16 protein-coding genes are annotated in these 18,381 nt (G+C 54.9%); 9 read left to right on the top strand and 7 right to left on the bottom strand.

Annotated features, from left to right (window positions below):
• The 4 genes from CLV58_RS27315 to CLV58_RS27300 form a co-directional block, all read left to right on the top strand.
• Nucleotides 1–2,007, top strand: a 2,007-nt coding sequence (locus CLV58_RS27315; protein WP_146141566.1) for a carbohydrate-binding protein, incomplete at its 5' end; no start/stop codon positions are given.
• Between the two features lie 458 nt (nt 2,008–2,465).
• The gene (locus CLV58_RS27310) at nt 2,466–3,317 is read left to right on the top strand and encodes an aldo/keto reductase (RefSeq protein WP_106141014.1); all 852 of its coding nucleotides are present in this window, start codon (nt 2,466–2,468) and stop codon (nt 3,315–3,317) included.
• 68 nt (nt 3,318–3,385) lie between these two features.
• Nucleotides 3,386–4,711, top strand: a complete 1,326-nt coding sequence (locus tag CLV58_RS27305) for a DEAD/DEAH box helicase (protein WP_106141013.1) — start codon at nt 3,386–3,388, stop codon at nt 4,709–4,711.
• 173 nt (nt 4,712–4,884) lie between these two features.
• Nucleotides 4,885–5,994 carry an NAD(P)-dependent alcohol dehydrogenase gene (locus CLV58_RS27300; protein WP_106141012.1) on the top strand — a complete coding sequence of 370 codons (1,110 nt, stop codon included), beginning with the start codon at nt 4,885–4,887 and terminating at the stop codon, nt 5,992–5,994.
• 77 nt (nt 5,995–6,071) lie between these two features.
• Here CLV58_RS27300 and CLV58_RS27295 read toward each other — a convergent pair whose 3' ends face one another.
• The 3 genes from CLV58_RS27295 to CLV58_RS27285 form a co-directional block, all read right to left on the bottom strand.
• Nucleotides 6,072–7,088 carry a zinc-binding alcohol dehydrogenase family protein gene (locus tag CLV58_RS27295; protein ID WP_106141011.1) on the bottom strand — a complete coding sequence of 339 codons (1,017 nt, stop codon included), beginning with the start codon at nt 7,086–7,088 and terminating at the stop codon, nt 6,072–6,074.
• Between the two features lie 112 nt (nt 7,089–7,200).
• The gene (dnaJ, locus tag CLV58_RS27290; RefSeq protein WP_106141010.1) at nt 7,201–8,364 is read right to left on the bottom strand and encodes a molecular chaperone DnaJ; all 1,164 of its coding nucleotides are present in this window, start codon (nt 8,362–8,364) and stop codon (nt 7,201–7,203) included.
• 100 nt (nt 8,365–8,464) lie between these two features.
• Complete coding sequence (locus CLV58_RS27285; RefSeq protein ID WP_106141009.1) at nt 8,465–9,043, bottom strand: nucleotide exchange factor GrpE; 579 nt, start codon at nt 9,041–9,043, stop codon at nt 8,465–8,467.
• 170 nt (nt 9,044–9,213) lie between these two features.
• On the opposite strand from CLV58_RS27285, the gene queG reads away from it, so the two are divergent.
• Both queG and CLV58_RS27275 read left to right on the top strand, forming a co-directional pair.
• Entirely contained in the window at nt 9,214–10,164 is a 951-nt protein-coding gene (queG, locus tag CLV58_RS27280; protein ID WP_106141018.1) for a tRNA epoxyqueuosine(34) reductase QueG, read from the top strand.
• Between the two features lie 95 nt (nt 10,165–10,259).
• The gene (locus CLV58_RS27275; RefSeq protein WP_106141008.1) at nt 10,260–10,904 is read left to right on the top strand and encodes a TetR/AcrR family transcriptional regulator; all 645 of its coding nucleotides are present in this window, start codon (nt 10,260–10,262) and stop codon (nt 10,902–10,904) included.
• Here the strand turns inward: CLV58_RS27275 and kynU are convergent.
• The gene (gene kynU, locus CLV58_RS27270; protein WP_106141007.1) at nt 10,875–12,164 is read right to left on the bottom strand and encodes a kynureninase; all 1,290 of its coding nucleotides are present in this window, start codon (nt 12,162–12,164) and stop codon (nt 10,875–10,877) included. The genes CLV58_RS27275 and kynU overlap by 30 nt on opposite strands.
• A gap of 119 nt (nt 12,165–12,283) precedes the next feature.
• Here kynU and CLV58_RS27265 point away from each other — a divergent pair, with 119 nt between their 5' ends.
• The 3 genes from CLV58_RS27265 (at nt 12,284) to CLV58_RS27255 (ending at nt 15,538) form a co-directional block, all read left to right on the top strand.
• Complete coding sequence (locus tag CLV58_RS27265) at nt 12,284–13,204, top strand: hypothetical protein (protein WP_245882485.1); 921 nt, start codon at nt 12,284–12,286, stop codon at nt 13,202–13,204.
• 173 nt (nt 13,205–13,377) lie between these two features.
• Nucleotides 13,378–13,827, top strand: a complete 450-nt coding sequence (locus CLV58_RS27260) for a protein-disulfide reductase DsbD N-terminal domain-containing protein (protein WP_106141006.1) — start codon at nt 13,378–13,380, stop codon at nt 13,825–13,827.
• Nucleotides 13,828–13,846: 19 nt separating this feature from the next.
• Nucleotides 13,847–15,538, top strand: a complete 1,692-nt coding sequence (locus tag CLV58_RS27255) for a protein-disulfide reductase DsbD family protein (protein ID WP_211300917.1) — start codon at nt 13,847–13,849, stop codon at nt 15,536–15,538.
• 101 nt (nt 15,539–15,639) lie between these two features.
• On the opposite strand, the gene CLV58_RS27250 is transcribed toward CLV58_RS27255, so the two are convergent.
• From CLV58_RS27250 to CLV58_RS27240, 3 genes are all read right to left on the bottom strand, one after another.
• The gene (locus CLV58_RS27250; protein WP_106141005.1) at nt 15,640–15,999 is read right to left on the bottom strand and encodes a heavy-metal-associated domain-containing protein; all 360 of its coding nucleotides are present in this window, start codon (nt 15,997–15,999) and stop codon (nt 15,640–15,642) included.
• An 83-nt stretch (nt 16,000–16,082) separates the two neighbouring features.
• Nucleotides 16,083–17,579, bottom strand: coding sequence for a hypothetical protein (locus CLV58_RS27245; RefSeq protein WP_106141004.1), 1,497 nt, complete (start codon nt 17,577–17,579; stop codon nt 16,083–16,085).
• 155 nt (nt 17,580–17,734) lie between these two features.
• On the bottom strand, nt 17,735–18,085 hold the full coding sequence (locus CLV58_RS27240; RefSeq protein ID WP_106141003.1) for a four-helix bundle copper-binding protein: 351 nt from the start codon (nt 18,083–18,085) through the stop codon (nt 17,735–17,737).
• Nucleotides 18,086–18,381: the final 296 nt, after the last annotated feature.

The raw sequence follows: 18,381 nt of genomic DNA, 5'->3' as shown, positions 1-18,381 counted from the left end.
AGCGCGGGCGAGTACATGAGCTACTCGGTCAGCAGCGTGCCCGCTGCGGGCAGCTACAGCCTGCAGCTGAGCTACGTCTCGGGCGACGCCCAGGCAGTGATGGGGGTGGTCGTCAACGGGGGCACGGTGCAGACGGTGAGCGCTCCGGGCCTGAGCCGTCAGACGGGTCCCTACGGGCAGGCCAGCCTGAACGTGAGCCTGAACGCGGGCAGCAACACCATCCGCATCCAGGGCAGCGGACAGGGCGGCTTCAACCTCGACCGGTTCTGCCTCACGGGGGGCGGCTGCTCGAGCGCGCCTAGTCTGGTGCTGGGCACGCCCAGCTGCACGGGCAGTAGCGTGTACTCGGTGGGTTTCACGGCCCAGTCGGGTGCGACGGTCACGGCCAGCGCGGGCAGTGTGCAGGGCAGTAGCGTGGTGAACGTGCCGGTGGGCACCAACGTAGTGGTGACGGCTAGCCAGGGCAGTTGCTCGACCCAGCAAACGGCCAACTCACCCACTAGTTGTGGTACGTCAACAGCAACGATGGTAGGTGGCTTCGCCGAGGGTTCCTTGTCTGAATTGACGGCGCTGGCACCCTTCGTGCCTGATAACAACCAAGTCAGTAGCTGGGCCGCTCTAACTCCGCAGTTTATCTCGAACGGGCAGATTAAGTACGGTATTCATAATAGCATTGGGGCAACGGGATTCTGGCTATCAGAAGACAATGCCAACCCAAAAAACCTGATTAACGCCAGCGGAGGTGCAGATTTCGCTACGCCATCAACCCCGGAGAAGTGGGACAAAGGTCGAGCCTTATTCTACAGCGTATATGGTACACCAAGAGGGTCTAACCAAGACATTTACTATCAGGGTGGTCAACAGACGGGTTTTGTGGGCACGAATAGTGATGATACTGGTTGGAATCCCAATATGGGGGGTGACCGGAATTTCCATAGTTCGCCTATTCTGTTTTATCAACGTAAGACAGTAGCCGGCTATGGGGAGGTACTCTACGCGCAAGTGCAACCATACCATTGGTCGATGGATCGGCAGCTAGCTGAAGTAAAAACGCATTGCTGGTATTGGCTGGAGGGAAAATTCCTGCGTTATTTTGTTATTATCGATAATTTCCGGACTGATACGCAGCGGAAATATGAAGGTCGCGAGCAAGAGGGTATCGCTATGTATGTATTAGCGAACATGTACAACCAGACAATATACACGGGTGCACCTAAAGCCAACCAAGCTTCTACCTCGATCACGACGCCTATTCAAGCACCTAATAATCAGAGTGACACAGGTCCTAGGCTGACCAGTGAGTGTTGGATGGCTTGTAGTAACGGCCCAAATACGTTGGTGCTGTTTACCCCGTATAATTCATGCTTTAAAGGGAAGCAATTTATCGACACAGGCGATGACAACTACGTGAGTAATGCCGCTAGTTACATGGATGCATCCCTTTACACAGACATGGACAACTCGGGTACAACTGCTTACTCGGGTTACGTATATGTGGGCTCAGAAGCGAATTTCCGGTCGTGGTACAACAGTTCTTCGGTAGCGCTGCGTCCATTTAAATTCAGCTTCAACAATGGCAAACGCCAAGGTTGGGCCAGTGTCAATGGACGTTTCATCCGCGAGAATGGCAATATGGTCTTCTATATCGGTGATTCGCACACAGACAATGGGGTCACCAGTTATTCCGCTAAACTCGTGTCGCCTACTGGCTCTTGGCCATCATCTAGCCTATCTACGTTGTACGTAAACTTAACTTTCTCGGGTACGCTCAACCTGGATGTTAGCTGGCTAAAACCTGGACAAACGGATGCCAACACCGGCGCACAAACGAAACAAGTGACCCTAACTGGTAATGGCTCACCGCAAACGTACGCTATTCAAATGGGTGGTAACGGTTGGGACGGGACCATTTCTCAAATCAGTCTGAGTCCGCAGAACCGGAATAACCCAGGTATCAGCACGCTGCGGCCGAACTGGATTTCTGACACGAATCAGGCACCTAATTGATACGTGCCTCATAGCCTAAAAGAACGATAAGCACTCGTAAATTCATCTAAAGGTGAATCGTTACCCCAGTGTATGTGAAGTACTTTGTCTTCATGTACACTGGGGTAATTTGATAAAGACGCGATCATGCAAACCGACGCTTCTACTACTCATTGATAAAAAAACAGCTAAAAATATAACTACACGTTTCCCTCTGTGTTGCTAGTAGTCGTAACCCGGATTGTTTGCAACGGTGGCCAATTAGCCAGTTTATCCATCGATGACAATGGACAAGCCAATTAACTTGCCATCTATACACACTACTATACTGTTCAGCGACTAATCACCCATAACTTGCCAGCACCATGCCCGCAGCCTGTTCGGTCCACTATGGCTGACCATCGATCGTCAGGTTACACTATATGCTTTTATAAGCGACTCTTTCACTAGAGAAATTTTTTCTTTTCCCTCTACAAACAATGCCCACAACAATCCCCACGTATACGCTTAGCAACGGCGTGACAATCCCACAGATCGGCTTCGGCACCTGGCAAACACCCGACGGTGACACAGCCCTGAACTCGGTCAAGACGGCGCTACAGGCTGGCTACCGGCATATCGACACGGCAGCGGCCTACGGTAACGAAGTCAGCATCGGACAGGCTATCGCCGACAGTGGCATCGACCGGTCGGAACTGTTCATTACCACCAAACTCTGGAATACCGAGCGCGGCTACGACAAAACGCTGAACGCCTTCGAGCAGTCGATGCGCAAGCTGGAGCTCGATTACCTCGACCTGTATCTGATTCACTGGCCCGCCAATGCCAAGCAGTTCAGCGACTGGGAAACGATCAATGCCGAGACATGGCGGGCGTTTGAGAAGCTCTACAACGACGACCGAATCAAGGCAATTGGCGTCAGTAACTTCCTGCCCCATCATCTCGACGCGCTGGCCAAAACAGCTACCGTTGCACCGATGGTCAATCAGATCGAGTACCACCCCGGTCAGCTACAGACCGAAACGGTCGATTACTGTACCGCCCACGACATACTGGTTCAGGCCTGGTCGCCACTGGGTACGGGTAAGATGCTGGGCGACGAAACGCTGACCGGCATCGCAGCCAATTACGGTAAATCGGTGGCGCAGGTGTGTATCCGGTGGTGCCTGCAAAACGGAACGCTTCCGCTGCCCAAGTCGGTAACGCCCGAACGTATCCGCGAAAACCTCGATGTGCTGGACTTCACACTGACGGATGCTGACATGCAGACGATCAATCAACTGCCTTACATCGGCGGCTCGGGGCTCAATCCCGATACCGTCACGTTTTAGCCAGTCTACGCCAGATAGCCGACCGACTCAACGACGACGCACCCGGCTATTTGGCGTATTTTTGCTGCATGACCGCAACCCAACAACAAGACCAGCTACTGAACAATCTGGGGATTTCGGCGCTGAATCCGATGCAGGAAGCTGCGCAGACCGCCATTCCCGGCCCGACCGATACGTTTCTGGTGGCCCCGACCGGCTCAGGCAAAACCGTCGCTTTTCTGCTGCCACTCCTTCAGTTGCTCTCGCCCGACAGCACGACCGTGCAATGCCTGATTCTGGTGCCGTCGCGCGAATTGGCCATTCAGATCGAGCAGGTCTGGAAAAAGATGGCAACGGGCTACAAGGTCAACGTCTGCTACGGCGGCCACGCGGTCGATACCGAAATCAAAAACCTGAGCAATCCACCGGCCCTGCTGATCGGCACGCCCGGCCGCATCGCCGATCACGTCAACCGCCGGTCGTTCGCGCTGGACGGCATCCACACGCTGATTCTGGACGAGTTCGACAAGTCGCTGACGCTGGGGTTTCAGGACGACATGGCGTATATCATCGATGGCTTGCGCAATCTACGCCGGCGGGTGCTGGTGTCGGCCACGGCCGGTATCCGCATCCCTGGTTTCGTCGGTCTTCAGTCGCCCACGACGCTGACGTTCACTGCCGATGAAGCCGTGCCCCGTTCGCTGACGATGGCCGTGGTTCAGGCATCGGAGAAAGACAAGATCAACAGCCTGGTCGATTTGCTGTGTACGCTCGATTCGGAACCCGCGCTGATTTTCTGTAACCACCGGGAAGCCGTCGACCGAACCTGCGCGCTGCTGGGCGAGCGGGGTATTTACGCCCGCGCTTACCACGGCGGCATGGAACAGGACGACCGGGAACGCGCCCTGATTCTGTTTCGGAACGGCAGTGTGCGCTACCTGGTCACAACGGATCTGGGCGCGCGTGGGCTGGATATTCCCGAAATGAAATTTGTCATTCACTATCACCTGCCGCTCAAAGAGCCGGAGTTTGTGCACCGAAACGGCCGAACGGCCCGGATGCACGCGTCGGGAACGGTCTATCTGTTACTGCACCCCGACGAGCCCTACCCCGATTACCTGCCCGACGAGCTGCCTGAATTCAAACTACCCGGCGGGACGCTCCCGCTGCCTGCTCCGCCCGATTTCCAGACGCTGTACATCAGTGGTGGTCGCAAAAACAAAGTCAACAAGGTCGATATCGTCGGGTTCTTTTCCCAGAAAGGTGGGCTGGACAAAGGCGATCTGGGGCGCATCGACGTGCAGGATTTTATGTCGTTTGCCGCTGTAAAAACCTCGAAAGTCCCTGCGCTGCTCGCCCGAATCGGTCAGGAGAAAATGAAGGGTAAGAAGTACAAAATCGAAGTAGCGCGCTAAGCTGATCGCTGCTATCTACCGCTAAACAGACCCGCAACGGCTCTCCCGCTGCGGGTCTGTTTATTCCCGGTAAATTACTTTTCAGCCGTGTAGCTAAGTACTGAAAACCGGTAGACTTATTTCGAGTTAGTACATCAATTGTACCCAATCAATTTATACAATAACTCGACGTCATGGTTGCAACAGAAAGCGGGCAGAACACTGCCATCAAGACAAAAGGATACGGTGCTTCGGGCGCACTGATCGGCGGTAAAACGCTTAAGGAAATGGATTTCGACCGGCAGCCTCCCAAAGCCGATGAGGTACTGATCGACGTTCTGTACTGCGGTGTCTGCCACTCCGACCTGCATCAGGTAGCCAACGACTGGGGCAATACGCTTTACCCCTGCGTACCGGGCCACGAAGTCGTCGGCCGGGTGACGCAGACGGGTGTCGACGTAACCAAGTTCAAGGTGGGCGACATCGTCGGGGTCGGCTGCATGGTCGATTCGTGCCAGCACTGTGCGCCTTGCCAAGAAGGCGAAGAGCAGTTTTGCGAAGGACCGGTAGGCTGGACAGCAACCTACAATGGCTACTGGAAACCAGACGGATCAGATTTCAATACCTACGGTGGTTACTCGACCAATATGGTTGTCAAGGAGAAATTCGTGCTGCGCATCCCCGACGTTATCGACCCGTCGGTAGCCGCGCCGATTCTCTGCGCGGGTATCACTACCTACTCACCCCTCAAACACTGGGGCGTTAAACCGGGCGATCGCGTGGGTGTCATCGGGATTGGCGGTCTTGGCCACATGGCTGTTCAGATCGCCAAGGCAATGGGGGCAACGGTAACGGCGATCACGACAAACAAAGACAAGCGGGAAGCTGCGCTGGCACTCGGCGCATCGGACGTGCTGCTTTCGACCGACACCGACGCAATGACCGAGCACGAAGGATTATACGAATTTCTGCTTTGCACCATCCCGGACGAGTTCGACATTAATCCGTACATTCCACTGCTGAAACGTCGGGGCTCGATCGTCACGGTGGGTCTTTTGGCTCCCTATGCCAAAGCCACCAACAATATGAATGTTGCCAAGAAGTCGTTGAGCGTCGGCGCTTCGCTGATCGGTGGTGTCGCCGAAACACAGGAAATACTCGATTTCTGCGCCAAGCACGACATTCGTCCGGAAGTGCAGATGATTAAGATGCAGGACATCAACGATGCCTTTGATAAGATGCAGGCTGAAGATGTGCGCTTCCGCTACGTCATCGACATGCAGTCGCTGAAAGACGAGGAATAGTTTTTAACACGGAGGCACCGAGAACACGGAGAAAAACTCGGTGCGCTCTGTGCCTCCGTGTTAAAAACTGCGCAGCTTTAAGGCAAGCTGACCATAGCTTTAATGACACCCGCCGACGGGTCCAGCCAGCCGGCAAACGTACCTGCTACGTCATCGAACGTAACCCGGTGGGTAATAAACGTGCGGGCATCGATAGCCCCGGTTTTCAAAGCCGTCATCACCTGTTCAAAGTCGACAAGGGTGGCGTTACGGCTGCTCATCAGCGTGGCTTCCCGCTTGTGAAACTCGGGATGGCTGAAGCAAATATCGCCCCGCTGTAGGCCGACCAGTACATACCGCCCACCGTGGGCCAGGTACGTAAAACCCTGCTCAATGGCTTTCAGACTTCCGGTGGCATCGATTACAACGGTCGGCATGTCGCCCCCGGTAATGGCTCGTATCTGTTCGACGGCATCGTTGGAGCGAGCATGCACCGTATGATCGATACCCAACTGCTGTTGGCAGAACGCCAGCCGGTTATCAGCCAGATCGAGGGCGGTAACCGTAGCGCCAGCCAGCTTGGCAAAGGCCATCACGCCCAGTCCGATCGGCCCTGCGCCCATCACCAGTACGTGTTCACCCGGCTGAACGCCCGCCCGCCGGACACCATGCGCCCCAATGGCCAGTGGCTCGACCAGCGCCAGTTCGTCAAGGCTCAGCCCGTTGCTAGGCAACAGCGCGTAGGTTGGCACAACCAGGTATTCGGTCATTCCCCCGTCGATGTGTACCCCCGCTACCTGCAACCGTTCGCAGCAATTGGTTTTACCAGCCCGGCAGGCAACGCAGCGGCCACAGTGGAAGTAAGGCATCACCGTCACGGTTTCGCCGACGGTAGCGGTCGTGTCGCCATCGACAGCAACCAGTTCGCCCGCCAGTTCGTGACCCAGTACCCGTGGATAGCTGAAATACGGCTGCGTACCATCGAAAGCATGCAGATCGGTACCACAGATACCCACACGCCGGATACGCACAAGGGCCTGGCCGGGTTGCAGGGTGGGCATTTCATCGACACGGTAGTCAAGCTGACCGGGCGTCGTACAGACAAGGGTTTTCATAACGCAATCGTACTTGATAACTGGGAAAGCAGGCTCACCGACGAAACTACCGAATACCAGAAAAGCCCCGTCGTAGGGCTTTTCGTATTCACTGACTTGGTAATCAACTCATTCAACCGTGGAAGAAGTCCTTCATTTTGTCGAAGAATCCTTTCTCGTTCTTGTTTGGCTTGGGCTGGAAGTTGGGCGAGTTACGCAGCTTTTCCAGCATGTTTCGCTCTTCCGACGACAGGCTCTTGGGTGTCCATACGTTGACGTGTACCAGTTCATCGCCCCGACCGTAGCCGTTCAGTTCTTTAATCCCTTTGCCTTTCAGGCGCAGAATCCGGCCGCTCTGCGTACCCGGTTCCAGCGTAATGCGGGCCTTTCCATCGATGGTTGGCACTTCGACACTCGTCCCGATTGCGGCATCTACGAAGTTGACGTACAGGTCGAACACCACGTTGTTGCCGTCGCGCTTCAGATCGGGATCTTCCTCCTCTTCCACAACGATGAGCAGGTCGCCGGCAACGCCACCACGGGGCGGTACGTTCCCCTTGCCACCAACCGACAGTTGAATACCTTCGGCCACGCCCGCCGGAATTTTGAGCGGGATAACGTCTTCCTGCAACACGCGCCCTTCACCGAAGCAAACGTCGCAGCGGTCGGTAACGAGCTTACCTTCACCGTTACAAGTCGGGCAGGTGCTGGTCGACACCATCTGTCCGAGCATTGTATTGACAACCTTGCGGGTTTGACCGGTACCACTACAGGTCGAGCAGGTCTGCACAGCCGTCCCGTTTTTAGAACCGTTGCCGCCACAGGTCGTACAGGTAACGTGCCGCTTCACCTTGATTTTTTTCTCAACGCCGTTGGCAACTTCCTGCAGGTTCAGCTTTAGCTTGATCCGCAGGTCGGACCCACGCCGAACGCGCTGCCGCTGTCCACCGCCCTGTCCGCCCCGGAAGAAACTACCGAAGGGGGAATCATCGCCGAATACATCGCCGAACTGGCTGAAAATATCATCCATCGACGGGCCGCCAGCGCCGTAACCGCCACCGGCCGCACCACCCATTCCGGCATGACCAAACTGATCGTAGCGGGCTTTCTTTTGGGGGTCGTTCAGTACGTCGTACGCTTCGGCTGCCTCCTTGAATTTTTCTTCGGCGGTGGGATCGTCCGGGTTCTTGTCGGGGTGATACTTGATCGCCATCTTCCGGTACGCCTTTTTCAGATCGTCCGCCGAGACGCCTTTATCGACCCCCAGAACTTCGTAATAGTCACGCTTAGTTGCCATATGGTTGAATGAGTGAATGAGTGATTGAGTGATTGAGTGAATAAGTCGATCGCGTCAGCCTATTCACTCAGTCACTCAATCACTCATTCACTCATTGTTTTTAGTTTCCTACTATCACTTTGGCGAAGCGGATTACCTTGTCGTTGAGGTAATAGCCTTTTTCCACTTCGTCAATTACTTTACCTTTTAGATCGGGGCTGGGTGCCGGGAACTGGGTGATGGACTCGTGCAGATCAGCGTCGAACGGTTCTCCTTTCGACACCATCGGCTTCAACCCCTTGCTTTCCAGCGTTTTCGTAAATTTCGTGTAGATCAAATCGACACCTTCTTTCACGGCGGTTATATCGTCCGTGCTATCCATCGACTGCTTTGCCCGCTCAAAATCGTCGATGACGGGAATGAGTGATTTCAACAATCCTTCGTTGGCACTGTTGATCATATCCAGCTTTTCTTTCGCGGTGCGCCGACGGAAATTCTCAAAATCCGCGTACAGGCGCAGGTACTTATCTTTCAACTCTGCCAGCTCTGACGTCGTTTTGTCAGTAGCACTGCCGGCCTCCGCCGGGTCGCCACCATTTACGGTCACGGCTTCGTCCGTGTTCAGCTCGTCGGTGGTCAGGTTGTCAGCTTGTTGTGTATCGGGTGTGGACTGTTCGTCCATTTGTTCGGGATTGGTCATGGTTGAGTATCTGTTTCGCTTCCAGAAATTCATAGGCATTCCTGCGCAAAAGACCGGCCAAAGTCTGTTATCCTGCCATTATGTCGGTTCTACTGACGCCCCCTCTGGAACAGCACGTCGAATTTTTGACCGCTTACCAGCGTTACCTAGTCAGTTCTTCATCCAACAACATGCATTCATTGATTCAACGTCATACGCAGCTTATAAAAGCGAAGGCCGTCGAGCTTGGCTTCGACTTTTGCGGGGTTGCCCGGGCTGACTTTCTGGAGGAGGAGGCTCCTCGGCTGGAAGCCTGGCTGAAAAACGGTATGCACGGGCAGATGAACTACATGGCCAATCATTTCGACAAGCGGCTCGATCCCCGGCTGCTGGTCGAGGGTGCCAAGTCGGTCGTGACGGTCCTGCTTAACTACTACCCGGAGGAACCGCTCCCCCAGCAGCACGACGATTACAAGGTATCGAAATACGCGTATGGTACCGATTACCATTTCGTCATCAAAGACAAGCTGAAGGAGTTGATGACGTTTATCGACACCGCTATTGGCGAGGTAGGCGGGCGGGTATTCGTCGACTCGGCCCCAGTGATGGATAAAGCCTGGGCCAAACGGTCGGGCGCGGGCTGGATCGGGAAGCACAGCAACCTCATCAATCGGCAGATCGGTTCGTTTTTCTTTATCGCCGAACTGATTCTGGATATTGATTTAGAAGCAGATGGCCCTATCGCCGACTATTGCGGCACCTGCACCCGCTGCATCGACGCCTGCCCGACCAACGCCATCGTCGGCCCCTACGTCGTCGACGGCAGCAAGTGCATATCCTACTTTACGATCGAGCTGAAAGACGCAATTCCGACGGAGGTCCAGGGCAAATTCGACAACTGGATTTTTGGTTGTGACATCTGTCAGGACGTCTGCCCGTGGAACCGGTTTTCCCGACCGCATCAGACGCCGGCGTTTGCGCCCCATCCGGACTTAGCGACCTTCAGCCGAACCGACTGGGAAGAGATTACGGAAGAAGTATTCCGGGAAGTATTCCGCCGATCGGCCGTTAAGCGCACCAAACTGGAAGGATTGAAACGCAACGTACGCTTTAATCAGACGGCTATTCTACACACCGATTAACGGTTGTTTACTGGGACCAGCGCGCAAATTTAATTTGTCAGCATTACCAGTTGTACCTACTTTGTGGAGCTTGTGTATACTTATTCTCCCTATCCATGCAGCGGGACCGTACCCAAACAGAGCAGCGCATACTCAATGCTGTCGACCATATCATCACGCACAGCGGCCTCGAACAGGTGGGCATCAACCGGGTTTCGCGTCAGGCGGGTGTTACCAAAATATTAATTTATCGGTACTTCGGTGGTCTCGATGGGCTGCTGCAGGCATACTACAAACGGCGTTGCCTGTCCCGTACCGACTTGACTGTCAACATTGACGACCTGAGAGAAAAATCGATTGCCGAGATCATGACCATCCTGTGCGAGGTTACGCTGCGGGAGTACAGACGGCTGCGGCAGGACGTGCAGATGCAGCAATTCCTCAAGGCCAACCTGATGGGCAACGACTCGTTTATAAACCCACTGATACACGAGCGGGAGGGGCAGCTCCGTAAGCTGATCGATAGCGTTTCCGACGTTCTCAACAGCAAAACCGGCCGCTCCTTTTCGGCGATCATCATCAGCGCCATGTCGTTTCTGACGTTTATGAGCCAGCAGAAACGCAGTATGCTCGATATTGAGCTGAGCACCGACGAGGGATGGACTCAGATTGAGGAAGGCGTCCGTAACATTTACCGAGGAGCGACACTGTTGCTGGAAGAACGGCAGCGGCTAGCCAACGCGGCTAAAAAACCGGCGTAGCGACTGCCCTACGTGCCAGACCTCCTCGAAGGTATTGTACAGGGGGGTGGGAGCCAGCCGGATGCAGTTGGGCTCGCGCCAGTCGCCGATGATACCGTCCTGGATCAGGTGGTCGAACAATGCCTTGCCGCGCTGACGAACCAGCAGGGATAACTGGCAACCGCGCTGATTGACGTCGTCGGGCGTAAGTAGCTGAATCGCGTCGTGCTGCGCGATGAGATAGGCCAGAAAACCGGTCAGATGTTCGCTTTTCTGCCGCATGGCCGGTAAGCCGGCTTTCGCCGTAATAGCCAGCGCAGCCCGGTGGAGGGCCAGTGCCGGAATCGGTGGTGTGCTGATCTGCCAGCCGTCGGCACCGGCGGCCGGCACGAAACCGGGCGTCATCTGAAACCGCTCGGCTTCCCGGTAGCCCCACCAGCCCGCCAGCCGGGGCAGCTTTTGTTCGTGATGCTTCTGGTGCACGAACACACCCGAAATGCCACCGGGACCACTATTCAGGTATTTATACGAACACCAGGTCGCAAAGTCGACCCCCCAGTCGTGCAGGCGGAGCGGTACGTTCCCGATGGCATGGGCCAGATCGAGACCGATGGGAATGCAGTGCTGTTGCGCCGTGCCGGCCAACGCAGCCATGTTGTACACTTGACCGGTATAGTAGTTAAGTCCGCTCAGCCAGATTACCGCCAGCTCGTCGGCATGCTCCGCAATGGCCTGCTGTATGTCAGTCGTATGAATTAAACCCGAATCCGGTTGGGGTGCTATTTCGATAATGGCATCAGCAGGCGAAAAACCCCGGTGCTTCACATGCGTTTCGAGCGCATATTGATCCGACGGAAAATCCCCCTTGATTGTCAGTATCTTATATTTCGTCGCCGTAGGTCGGTAGAACGACGCGAGCAACAGATGGATGTTCACCGTCAGCGCGTTCATCGGGCATACCTCGTCGTAGGTTGCCCCGACAATATCGGCCAGTGCCTGCTTGCAGCTTTCGTGGTAGTTTAGCCAGGGTCGCCCCGCCCCTTCGCGCTGCTGCTCGTCGGCCTGTTCAAACCAGCCGTCTACCCCCAGATTTTGCCAGGTATCGAGTTCATGATTCAGGGCCTGCCGGGCGGCTTTGGGTTGCAGTCCCAGTGAGTTACCACAGAGATAGATAAGCGAACGTCCGTCGCGTTTGGGAATAAAAAAACGGTCGCGGAAGGGAGCCAGTGTATCGGCCTGATCGAGCTGTTGGGCGAACGCGAGGGTATTTTTGTAGGTCATAAGGCAACGGCAAGCTACGCATTAGATGACCGATTCCAACTGATTTTGTTTAGAACCGCGTAGGTTTGTCGTTCACCCATCAAGTCACCAGGTTCGTGTTCGCGTCGATCTATCTCCGCTTGTGTTTTATTCTTCTGGCTACCTCCGCGCTTTTGCAGGGTTGTTCGTCGGCTAAACCGCACCTCAGCCGCTCCGCCACATTCGATACCTACTGCGATCCGCCCCTACCCTACCAGTACGACGCAGCGGCACAACCCCTGTCCAATCTGGACTCGGCACTGGCGCTGTCGCCTGCCCTGGCACGTCAGTTTTCGCGGCACGATCTGCTGGTCGCTAACGCGGTTGCTATCATCCCACAGCTCCAGCAACTCGCGCAGCCGAATCAGTTATCGGTTCAGGACGACGAGCAGATTCGACAGCAGATTCTGACCCGCCTGTTGTCGGTACAAACGCAGATTGCCAGCCTCGCGGCCGAACTCGACTGCGAAGGCGAACGGGCCGATCAACTGGCGACGTACCTCGATGAGCAGGATGACCGACGCATCCGCCGACTGACGATTGGCTCGGTCGTGGTCGGTGCGATCACAACCGTTATTACGGCGTTTATTTCCGGCGATAACGCCGATAAGATAACGGGTATCAGCGGGGGGCTTGTCAGTGCTGCGCTCGGGGGGGCAGCGGCCTTTTCATCGAATCAGCGCGTGCCGTTTCAGCACCAACGCAACCTGTTGACCGACGTCTGGGAGCAGAAAAAGACGTCAACGACCTATTCGCCGGCCGTTTGGTACGTGCTGAACGAGAAAGCGTTCAGCAACAGTCAGCAGTATTCCATCGCCCACAACATCCGGCAGCGGTGGCTCGACTACGTGCTGTCGGGCACGTCCGATGCGGAGCGTGCTTTGTACTTCGGCGGGGGGGGGCCGTACCGGGCCGACGATCTGCACACACGGGCCAATATGCTCAATCAGTTACAGTCGTCAGTCCGTCTGATTAATCAGGAATTACAAAGTTTGCTACTGAATTTATCGAAGAAGCGTTAATAATCTACCGGAGAAACGGCTGCTGACCAATAGCTCGTTCGGTCTCTACGGTATCGAAGAAAAAGAGCAACCCGACATGTTATACAGCCAAAACCGAACGTTATTTGCGTCGATATAGGTTAGTAGCGTATACTGTCTACACAGACAGGCTCTAGAAAGTCCCGTACACCCCCATGAAAAAGTTTCTTCTGGCCAGCCTTGTTCTGCTGGCAACCGTATCCGCGAAAGCGCAGATCATCAACCCGGTTCACTGGAGTTATGCCGCCAAGAAAACCAGCCCCACGGAAGCCGTCGTGCTGCTGAAAGCAACGGTGGACAAAGGCTGGCACATTTATTCGCAGACCGTAAAGGATGGTGGCCCGATCAAGACGTCGTTCACGTTCGACCCATCACCGACCTATACGCTGGTTGGCAAAACGCAGGAGCCGAAGCCCATTACCAAGATGGAGAAGACCTTCGACATGGAGGTAAGCTACTTCGAGAACACGGTCGTTTTCCAGCAGAAAGTGAAGCTCAAAGGAAATGGCCCCGTTACGGTGAAGGGTAAACTGGAATACATGAGCTGCAACGATCAGAAATGCCTGCCCCCCGACGAAGTCGCCTTCAGTATCCCCGTCAACTAACAACTAAGCTGTCAGTCTCATGAATTACCTTCGGATGCTATCCGCAGGCCGGGCGTGGATCGCGCTGGTCTGGGTAGTTATCAGCCTGTCGGCCGTTCAGCCACTCTGGGCGCAGGATACTATTTCCACCGACGACATTGAGTTTACGCCCGTCGATCAGACGCCCGCCGTTGCTCCCGCCGATACGGCTAAGATTGCATCGCAATCTGCTACGGTCGGCACAGCCCAGGCGGCAACCGTTGATGCTGTGGCAGATACTGCGACGCCTGAACCAGTAAAAGATTCCCTGTGGGTGACGTTTCTGGCCGGGCTGGTCGGTGGATTCGCGGCTATTTTCATGCCCTGTATCTTCCCGCTGCTGCCCATGACGATCAGCTTCTTTACCAAGCAGTCGGGTACGCGGGCGAAAGGCATCCGCAACGCGCTGATTTACGGCGTGTCGATCATTGTCATCTACGTGGCGCTGGGTTTGCTGATTACGGTTATTTTCGGGGCCGATGCTCTGAACGATCTGTCGACCAACGGCATTTTCAACTTCGCGTTTTTCCTACTGCTGGTCGTGTTTGCCGCGTCGTTTTTTGGCGCGTTCGAGATCATGCTACCCACGAGCTGGGCCAATAAGATGGACGCCAAAGCCGATCAGGGTGGCCTGATTGGGATCTTCTTCATGGCGGCCACGCTGGCGCTGGTCAGCTTCTCCTGCACCGGTCCGATCATCGGTACGCTGCTCGTACAGGCCGCTTCGATGGGCGAATTACTCGGTCCGGCGGTGGGGATGTTCGGCTTCGCGCTGGCCCTCGCGCTCCCCTTCACGCTGTTCTCACTGTTCCCGTCGTGGATGACGTCGCTGCCCAAATCGGGTAGCTGGCTAAACTCGGTGAAGGTAACGCTGGGCTTCCTAGAGCTGGCGCTGGCGCTGAAATTCCTGTCCAACGTCGACCTAGCCTACCACTGGCAGTGGTTTGACCGGGAAGTGTTCCTGGTGTTATGGGTGATCATCTTCGGTATGATGGGCTTCTACCTGCTGGGTAAACTTCGCTTTTCGCACGACAGCGAACTGACCAGCATTTCGGTTCCCCGGCTGTTTCTGTCGATTATTTCGCTGGCGTTTGCGCTGTACCTGATTCCAGGTCTCTGGGGTGCTCCGCTGCAATCGGTATCGGCTTTCTTGCCCCCGCAGCAAACGCAGGATTTCGATCTCTACACCCGTTCGCTGGGTGGCTTTCCGGTGGCTGAATCGGAAAGCGCAGTACCAAAGAAATACGGCGACATCTTCGAAGCACCACTGGGCCTGAACGCATTCTTCGATTATGAGGAAGGAATGGCCTACGCTAAGAAGGTCAACAAGCCCGTCATGATAGACTTCACCGGACATGCCTGCGTCAACTGCCGCCAGATGGAAGCTAACGTATGGCCAAAGCCCGACGTCCTGAAACGCCTGCGTAACGACTATGTACTGATTCAGTTATACGTCGATGACAAGACCGAATTGCCTACTGCGGAGCAACGCGTATCGAGCTATAGCGGGAAAACAATTCGGACAATCGGCAATCAGTGGAGTGATCTACAGGCCAGTCGGTTCAATACCAATTCGCAACCGTACTATGTTTTGCTGGACAACAACGGCAAGGAACTCGTAACTCCACAAGGAGCCGTTCGCGAGCCCGAAAACTTCGTCAAGTTTCTCGATAGCGGGTTGAACGCTTACTGACAGACCTAAAAGGTTTTTTGAAACCTTTTAGGTCTAACAAAAGAGGCCCGGTTCGAACGAACCGGGCCTCTTTTGTTAGCAATCATTTCTTATTCAGCATCTTACTGATGCCCCATATCGCTATCTTTCTTGCAGCAGCCGGGTAGTTTGTTGTAGCCCGCTTCGTCGGCGGCTACGTCTTCCGCGTCGTAACCCGTCTTGCTGATGTTTGCTTTCAGTTTGGTGACGTCCGTTTTTGCCGGGTTATACTTGATCGTGACGACTTTCGATTTCACGTCGAGAGTCGCTTCCTTGACGCCTTTCTCAAAGGCCAGGTTACGTTCGATGCGGGCTTTGCACATACCGCACACGGCCGACGTTTTGATTTTTACTTCTTTCTCCTTGTCGTCGCGGGGTCCGGCGAAGGTGTTGCCGAGTAATAGCAGCGTGGTAGCAGCGGTCAGAATCAGGTTACGAATCATTGGATTATTGGTTTAACGTGTACGATCTACCGTTTGACGTGTACATCCGCAGATGGGTCTCACTGTCAAACAAACTTTTATACTTAATGGTGCATTCCGTGCATGGATCGACGGCTCGTGCTGTGCATGGTATGCATCGACGCCATCGTCATCAGACTTGGTGACAGCCGCAGATAAAGTTGACCCGAAATCGGCATGTTTCCATACACGGGTTGCAACAGCTGATCGGGCATACTCAGTGTCGTCTGTGCGCCCAGCACCAGGTCCGTATTTTTGTATTGGACTAATCGATAGTTCATCCCCAACGTCAGGCTGTTGATGGTCAGCACGGGGTTGGTACGGAATGCGTCGGTAGCTGAACTCGTCGGATTGTACAGCACCAGTTCTTCAGCCGATTTACCAACGTTTTCGTAGCGACCGAAGAAATTGACTCGGTCGAGTTGCAAACTGCTCTCAGCCAGAAACGAGTTTTCGGGCCGACCCGATGTATGGCCGTCGCCAATATGTCCGTTCAGGCCGTAGACGAAGGCCGAGGTGATGTAGCGCTGTGGCCCCAGCCCTTTGCTATGTAATATTGATGCTGTCGTGCGAAGCACATCTTCATCGCCATGCAGTACTTCCGGGCTTTTGATATAGCCCTGCGAAAACTGGAGCGCCAGCGACGGCGATGGGTTGACCGATAACCGGTACGAATAGCTGTCGAAACGGGGGCGGTCGAAGTCGTAGCGATTCTCATCGGGTTCGCGTCCTTTAAACGTCGACGCTTCGAGCTTCGCCCATTTGTACCGAAAGCCAACCGTTGCGACGCCAAATGTGATGTGGGTTGCATCCTGCCAATGGTGGCTCAACGGAGCGTCGGAGATGCCGAAAGCCGAGATGCGGTGCATGAACACGGGCGGTCCAACCGTCGGCTCGCCGGGATAGCCCAGATAGCCATACAGGTCGATATCGCGGCTAAACGCATGGGTGTAGCTGACGGATAGTTCCGAGACAAGATCATGCGGATGCTGTTTGTCGATCAGGGGGCGCCCCTGGTAGCTTTCGCCGGTCTGAAACAGCAGCGGGTAGCCTCCGTTACCCACCGTCAGCGCATCGAGCGAGAGCATGGCCCGTGCCTGAAACAGCCCCTTCCGGCCCACCTTGCGTTGCGCCATACCCATAAACCAGTTGGGAGCGCCGAACTGCTGTGCGCGCCCCCGGCCATCGGGATTGTTGCTGTTCTGCGCCGTATAGCGCAGGTAAATCGCGTAATGCATCATAAACGTCCAGCCGTTGGGCGCGGTTGGCGTCATATACGCATACATCGGCGTGTTGTCGGGGTGCCACGACGTTCCCGACCCGTTCCGATTCATGGGCAGGTTGCGCGACAGCGAATGCGTCATACCCGACATGCTCGTATCCATCGTCAGGCCATAATTCGTCATATGCATGTCCATGTCCGACATGGACATGCCGGCCTTGGTGCTGTCAGTACCCGTTTTTTTCATGCCGGGCATGGCATGTCCGGCATGGTGGTCATGCTGTGCCTGCGCAGACAGAGCGGTGGTTAGGCATAGAAGAAGCAGGAATATGTTTTTCATAGGTTGTAGTTGTTGTGATTGCCCCCTCTCGGCAAGAGATCCCTCACCCCAACCCCTCTCCCAAAACGGGAGAGGGGCTTTTTTTGCGGAGTATGGTACAGAGAACTGTCTTCCGGCAGAACGGTAAACCGAAAACAGATTACCGTAAACTGGCCTTAGGCTGCCATCGAACGGCATTCTTCGGCGCACTTCCGGCAGGCTTCCGCACAGGCTTTGCAATGCGCGACATGATCGGCGTGTTTTTCGCATTCGGCGGCACACGCTTCGCAGGCTTCGGCGCAAACCTGCATGTAGGATTGCATAAACTGCGACCCCCGGGCCGCCAGTCGACCGCAGAGGGTACAGATGTCGGCGCAGTCGCGGCAGAGTTTGATGCAGGCGGTCAGGTCGTGGCCTTTGCTGTCTTCGTCACCCATTTCCAGCAGAGCCGTCACGCAGCGTTCGCAGGATTCCGCACAGTCGAAGCAGGTATCTGTGTGGTTGTGTTCGTGTTGCATCGTTTCCATAGATCGTTGATTTTAGTTAGCGACCAACATTGGTCTACCAATGTAACGCACCACGATCTATTCCGTTTTTATAGAATTCCGGGACGATATCAATTGATTTGACAATAAATCCATCACACTGATTGTGTCCTCTAATCATCACTGTAATTCGCCCGTTTACTCATATTGGTTTGTACCATTATTCGACCTATCTGCACATTTAGAGCCTATCCGAAAATGATTGAGCGTTTCCAAACGATGTGGGCACAGGCCAGAAATAGCAAGGCTTTATAATTGGCGACCTTCTTCTCCCAGCG

This window comes from Spirosoma oryzae (assembly GCF_003002825.1).
Taxonomy (GTDB): domain Bacteria; phylum Bacteroidota; class Bacteroidia; order Cytophagales; family Spirosomataceae; genus Spirosoma; species Spirosoma oryzae.
The sequence above is the reverse complement of the archived record's forward strand: the minus strand, read 5'-3'. Positions and strand labels throughout refer to the sequence as shown.

Coding starts and splice junctions, on each gene's coding strand:
- CLV58_RS27310 (WP_106141014.1), top strand. CDS start 2,466: ATGCCCACAACAATCCCCACGTATACGCTTAGCAACGGCGTGACAATC.
- CLV58_RS27305 (WP_106141013.1), top strand. CDS start 3,386: ATGACCGCAACCCAACAACAAGACCAGCTACTGAACAATCTGGGGATT.
- CLV58_RS27300 (WP_106141012.1), top strand. CDS start 4,885: ATGGTTGCAACAGAAAGCGGGCAGAACACTGCCATCAAGACAAAAGGA.
- CLV58_RS27295 (WP_106141011.1), bottom strand. CDS start 7,088: ATGAAAACCCTTGTCTGTACGACGCCCGGTCAGCTTGACTACCGTGTC.
- dnaJ (WP_106141010.1), bottom strand. CDS start 8,364: ATGGCAACTAAGCGTGACTATTACGAAGTTCTGGGGGTCGATAAAGGC.
- CLV58_RS27285 (WP_106141009.1), bottom strand. CDS start 9,043: ATGACCAATCCCGAACAAATGGACGAACAGTCCACACCCGATACACAA.
- queG (WP_106141018.1), top strand. CDS start 9,214: ATGCATTCATTGATTCAACGTCATACGCAGCTTATAAAAGCGAAGGCC.
- CLV58_RS27275 (WP_106141008.1), top strand. CDS start 10,260: ATGCAGCGGGACCGTACCCAAACAGAGCAGCGCATACTCAATGCTGTC.
- kynU (WP_106141007.1), bottom strand. CDS start 12,164: ATGACCTACAAAAATACCCTCGCGTTCGCCCAACAGCTCGATCAGGCC.
- CLV58_RS27260 (WP_106141006.1), top strand. CDS start 13,378: ATGAAAAAGTTTCTTCTGGCCAGCCTTGTTCTGCTGGCAACCGTATCC.
- CLV58_RS27255 (WP_211300917.1), top strand. CDS start 13,847: ATGAATTACCTTCGGATGCTATCCGCAGGCCGGGCGTGGATCGCGCTG.
- CLV58_RS27250 (WP_106141005.1), bottom strand. CDS start 15,999: ATGATTCGTAACCTGATTCTGACCGCTGCTACCACGCTGCTATTACTC.
- CLV58_RS27245 (WP_106141004.1), bottom strand. CDS start 17,579: ATGAAAAACATATTCCTGCTTCTTCTATGCCTAACCACCGCTCTGTCT.
- CLV58_RS27240 (WP_106141003.1), bottom strand. CDS start 18,085: ATGGAAACGATGCAACACGAACACAACCACACAGATACCTGCTTCGAC.